At 62.8% G+C, this 5,025-nt stretch carries 6 protein-coding genes; 2 read left to right on the plus strand and 4 right to left on the minus strand.

From position 1 onward, the window contains the following. Positions 1-67 precede the first annotated feature (67 nt). Together JOZ06_RS19945 and JOZ06_RS19950 are read left to right on the plus strand one after the other, a co-directional pair. Positions 68-319, plus strand: coding sequence for a type II toxin-antitoxin system prevent-host-death family antitoxin (locus JOZ06_RS19945; protein WP_293235684.1), 252 nt, complete (start codon positions 68-70; stop codon positions 317-319). Next, a complete protein-coding gene (locus JOZ06_RS19950) occupies positions 309-596 on the plus strand; it encodes a type II toxin-antitoxin system RelE/ParE family toxin (protein ID WP_293235686.1) in 288 nt (95 codons plus the stop codon). Before JOZ06_RS19945 ends, JOZ06_RS19950 begins: the two co-directional genes overlap by 11 nt. Before the next feature lie 81 nt (positions 597-677). Here the strand turns inward: JOZ06_RS19950 and JOZ06_RS19955 are convergent, their stop codons facing one another. The 4 genes from JOZ06_RS19955 to JOZ06_RS19970 all read right to left on the minus strand — a co-directional run bounded on the left by JOZ06_RS19955 (position 678) and on the right by JOZ06_RS19970 (position 5,007). After that, entirely contained in the window at positions 678-1,499 is an 822-nt protein-coding gene (locus JOZ06_RS19955; protein ID WP_293235688.1) for an ABC transporter permease, read from the minus strand. An 11-nt stretch (positions 1,500-1,510) separates the two neighbouring features. Then, a complete protein-coding gene (locus tag JOZ06_RS19960) occupies positions 1,511-2,776 on the minus strand; it encodes an ABC transporter permease (RefSeq protein ID WP_293235690.1) in 1,266 nt (421 codons plus the stop codon). Between the two features lie 68 nt (positions 2,777-2,844). Then, positions 2,845-3,879 carry a polyamine ABC transporter substrate-binding protein gene (locus JOZ06_RS19965; protein WP_293235692.1) on the minus strand — a complete coding sequence of 345 codons (1,035 nt, stop codon included), beginning with the start codon at positions 3,877-3,879 and terminating at the stop codon, positions 2,845-2,847. Positions 3,880-3,918: 39 nt separating this feature from the next. Continuing rightward, positions 3,919-5,007, minus strand: coding sequence for an ABC transporter ATP-binding protein (locus tag JOZ06_RS19970; protein WP_293235694.1), 1,089 nt, complete (start codon positions 5,005-5,007; stop codon positions 3,919-3,921). Positions 5,008-5,025: the final 18 nt, after the last annotated feature.

Genomic DNA, 5,025 nt, shown 5'->3' on the forward strand with positions numbered 1-5,025 from the left:
TTATGGTGTGTTTAAGTGTGGAATGACCTATAATTCGTTCGCATAAATAGGTCTTTGCGAGGTGGGCATGTACAAGATATTGGCTAACAAAGCAGTCGGCATCAGTGAGCTGAAGCAAAATCCCGGCGCCGTTTTGACTGCTGCCGAGGCCGAGCCTGTGGCGATTCTCAACCGCAATAAACCGGCCGGTTACATCATCAGTGCTGCTGTGTGGGAGGCGCTTGCCGATCAGCTGGAAGATCTGGCGCTGGCTGCGGTTGCCAACGAGCGAATGAACGATGGCGAACAGTCTGTCCGGGTGTCGTTGGATGAGCTATGAGTTAGATTTTCACCCTAAAGCACTGGCAGAGTTCAAAAAGCTGGACCGTGCCATTGCCGAACAATTCAAGACCAAATTAAAAGAACGTTTAATATCGCCACGGGTACCCAGTGCAACGGTGAGTGGCGGCACCGACCTCTACAAGATTAAGTTGCGTACGGTGGGGTACCGTCTGGTTTATCAAGTGCAGGATGAGAAGATCGTGGTCTTGGTCTTATCAGTTGGGAAACGCGAACGCAATGCGGCGTATAAGGCTGCATTGGGCCGATTGGCATAATCGGTTCCTTAGGTGTAAGAAAGCCGCTTCATCACGAAGCGGCTTTTTGTTCGGGCGGGTTGGACCGCTTGATACGCATGCCTACGGCGCGCTCTGCAGCCGCTCGATGCGGCCGCGCAGCCACTCCAGCGTCAACAGCAGCACGATCGAGAAACCGATCAATAGCGTCGCCGCCGCGGCGATGGTGGGGCTCAGGTTTTCACGGATGCCGCTGAACATCTGCCGCGGCAGCGTCGCCTGTTCCGGTCCGGCGAGAAACAGCGTCACCACCACCTCGTCGAACGAAGTGGCGAAAGCGAACAGCGCGCCGGAAATCACCCCGGGCGCGATCAGCGGCAGCGTGACGCGGCAGAAGGCGATGAGCGGCGCCGCGCCCAGGCTTGCGGCGGCGCGGGTCAGATTGTGGTTGTAGCCTTGCAGCGTGGCGGTGACGGTGATGATCACGAATGGCACGCCGAGCGCGGCGTGTTCCAGGATCAGCGTCAGATAGCTGTTGTCCATGCCCAGCGGCGCGAAGAACAGGTAGCTCGCCACGCCGATGATCACCACCGGCACCACCATGGGCGAAATCAGCACGAACATGATCAGCGATTTGCCGCGAAACTCGGCGCGCGTCAGCCCGACGGCGGCTAGCGTGCCGAGCGTCATCGCCAGCGCAGTCGCCGCCGGCGCCACGATCAGGCTGTTCTTGAACGAACGGATCCACTCCGGCGCGCTGAACAGGTCGTGATACCAGCGCAGCGACACGCCGGTGAGCGGGTAGACCAGGAAGGCGCCGTCGTTGAACGACAACGGAATGATCACCAGCACCGGCAACAGCAGGAACAGCAGCACCAGCGCGCAGAACACGCGCAAGGTGTAGTGCCAGACGCGTTCTATCGGGGACAGGGTCGGATTCAGCATGATGACGTTCCTCAGCCCAGGCGCAGGCGGTTGGCGCCGACGAGCCAGTTGTAGACGATGTACAGCAGCAGCGTGGCGGCCAGGAGCATGCCGCCGAGCGCGGTGGCCAGGCCCCAGTTGATCGAGGTGTTGGTGTAGAAGGCGACGAAGTAGCTGACCATCTGGTCGTTCGGGCTGCCCAACAGCGCCGGCGTGATGTAGTAGCCGATCGACAGAATGAACACCAACAACGCGCCCGCGGCCACGCCCGATACGGTTTGCGGGAAGTACACGCGCCAGAAGCTGGCGAACGGATGGCAGCCGAGCGAAATCGCCGCCTTCATGTACGACGGCGAAATGCCCTTCATCACGCTGTAGATCGGCAGGATCATGAACGGCAGCAGGATGTGCACCATGGCGATGTAGACGCCGGTGCGGTTGAACACCAATTGCAGCGGGTTGTCGATCAGGCCCAGTTTCTGCAGCGCGCCATTGATCAGGCCGCCGGACTGCAGCAGCACGATCCAGGCCGCCACCCGCACCAGTACCGAGGTCCAGAACGGCAGCAGCACCAGAATCATCAGCAGGTTGCTCTTGCGCGTGGGCAGGTTGACCAGCAGGTAGGCCAACGGGTAGGCCAGCGCCAGGCACAGCGCGGTGACCACCAGACTCATCCAGAACGTGCGGGCGAAGATGTCGAGGTAGATCGCCTGGTCGGGCGAGGCCGGCGCCAACTCGCCCAAATCGTCGATGCGGTGGTCGAGCGACGCCAGCAGATAATAGGGGGTGTGCGCCGAGGTATTGCGGCGCATCGCTTGCCAATAGGCGGGGTCGCCCCAGCGTTCGTCCAGCGCGATGAGCGCGTCCTTGTACGAGGTCGGCGCGGATGCGAACGGCAATTGGCGTGCGGTTTTATTGAGCAGGCTGCGAAAGCCCGGCACTTCCATGTTGAGCCGCTTGTCGACGTCGCCCAGCGTCTGCGCGTCGCGCGCGGCGGGCAGGTCGGCGGCGAGCGCGCGATAGGCGTCTTCCGCCGGCAGGGCGCGGCCGTTCCAGGCGCTGAGTGCCTTGACCGTCAACGGCAGCCCCGTCACCACTTCCGGGTTGTCGGTGCTCTTGGCGAGCATGGCGGCGATGGGGACGATGAACACCAACAGCACGAACAGCAACAGCGGCAGGATCATCAACAGCGATTGGTAGCGGTGCAGGCGTTCGGCACGCGCCAGTTTTTTCTTGAGCGAGCGGCGCGCCTGCGCCGGCAGGGCGGTCTCGGTCAGCGTGGCGGTAGAGGCGGTCATCGTGGCTCCGTGTCGCGAAAAAAAGGGGAAAACGGCGCCGGCCCGACGGGACCGGCGCCAAGCCGGGCTTACTTCGCGGCCCAGGCGTTGAAGCGCTGTTCCAGCGATTCGCCGTAATCGGCCCAGAACGCCACGTCGACCGCGAGGCCGCTCTTGATGTTCTGCGGCGCGGTCGGCAGCGCGGCGGCCTCGTTCTTGCTCAACAGCCCGATGGCCTTTTTGTTGCTCGGGCCGTAGGCGATTTGCTGCGAGTAGACCTTCTGGTTCTCCGGCTTGCTGGCGAAGGCGATGAACTTCAGCGCGGCGTCCTTGTTGGGGGAGCCCTTGGGAATGGCCCAGGAGTCGAAGTCGTACATGCCGCCGTTCCAAACGATCTTCAGGTTCTTGCCTTCCTTCTGCGAGGAGGCGATGCGGCCGTTATAGGCCGAGCTCATCACCACGTCGCCCGACACCAGATACTGCGGCGGCTGCGCGCCGGCTTCCCACCACTGAATGTTCGGCTTGAGCCTATCGAGCATCTTGAAGGCGCGGTCTTGGCCCGCCGGGGTGGCCAGTACCTTGTAGACGTCCTTCGGCGCCACGCCGTCGGCCATCAGCGCCACTTCCAGCGTGTACTTGGCGCCCTTGCGCAGGCCGCGCTTGCCCGGGAATTTCTTCACGTCCCAGAAATCCTTCCAGCTCGTGGGCGCGCTTTTGAGCTTGTCGCCGTTGTAGGCCAGCACCGTCGACCAGACGAAGATGCCGATGCCGCAGGACTGCACCGCGCCAGGCACGAAGTCGCTCTTGTTGAGCTTGCTGTAGTCGAGCTTCTCGAACAGGCCCTCGTCGCAGCCGCGCGCGAGTTCCGGCGACTCCACTTCCAGCACGTCCCACGACACGCTGTGGGTATCGACCATGGCTTTGACCTTGGCCATTTCGCCGTTGTATTCGCCGCCGACGACGTTGACGCCGGTCGCCTTGGTGAACGGGGCGTAGTAGGCCTTTTCCTGCGCGTCCTTGTTGGCGCCGCCAAACGAAATCACGGTCAGGTCACCGGCTAGCGCGACCGAGGCAGAACAGGCGGCGGCGACGGCCAGCGCCCAGGTTTTCACAGCAGTCTCCATCGATGTTTCTCCTTGAGGTTTTTTAACGACACTTGCGCACTACTCGGCGACGACGGCGGGGTCGAGCGCCCTGACATGCTCCACGTTCCACGCCAGCGGAATCACGTCGCCGACACAGAGGGAAGCGTCCAATTGGGCAATGGGCTGTTTGACGATGAATTGGCTGTTGCCGCAGGCTTCGAGCCGGATTCGGACGTGGTCGCCCAGGTAAATGAATTCGCGCACCCGCCCGGAGAAGCGGTTGTGGCCGGCGCCATCGCCATGGCCCAGGCGCACGCGCTCCGGGCGGATGGAGAGCGACACCGGCTGGCCCGGCTCCGCGTCGTGGATGGCCACGGCTTCGATCTGTTCGCCGCTGTCGAGGCCCACCGTGCAGCGCTCGCCGTCGCGGCTGACGAGCTTGCCCGACAAGCGGTTGTTCTCGCCGATGAAGTTGGCGACGAAAGCGTTGCGCGGGTGTTCGTACAAGCCCTCGGGGGTGTCGATCTGTTGGATCTCGCCATGGTGGAACACCGCGACGCGGTCGGACATGGTCAGCGCCTCGCTCTGGTCGTGGGTGACGTAGACCACGGTCACCCCCAGGCGCTGATGCAGGTGCTTGATCTCGATCTGCATGTGTTCGCGCAATTGTTTGTCCAGCGCGCCCAGCGGTTCGTCCATCAGCACCAGCTGCGGTTCGAATACCAGCGCGCGCGCCAGCGCCACGCGCTGCTGCTGGCCGCCGGAGAGCTGGCCGGGGTAGCGCCGGGCGAATTTCTCCAGCTGGACCATGGCCAGCGCGCGCTTGACGCGTTCGGTGATGTCGGTTTTGTCCATGCGTCGCACGCTGAGCGGGAAGGCCAGGTTTTCCGCCACGGTCATATGCGGAAACAGCGCGTAGTTCTGGAACACCATGCCGATGTCGCGCTTGTGCGGCGGCACGCGGTTGAGCGAGCGGCCGCCGAGCAGGATCTCGCCCGAGGTCGGCGTTTCGAAGCCGGCGAGCATCATCAGGCTGGTGGTTTTGCCCGAGCCGGACGGCCCGAGCAGCGTCAGGAATTCGCCTTTGCGGATGTCGAGGTTGAGCTGTTTGACGATCAGGCTTTCGCCGTCGTAGCTCTTTTGCACGTCGCGAAACCGTACCAGGATATCGTTTGCGTTCGCCTC

Source organism: Paludibacterium sp. (assembly GCF_019232825.1).
Lineage (GTDB): Bacteria > Pseudomonadota > Gammaproteobacteria > Burkholderiales > Chromobacteriaceae > Paludibacterium.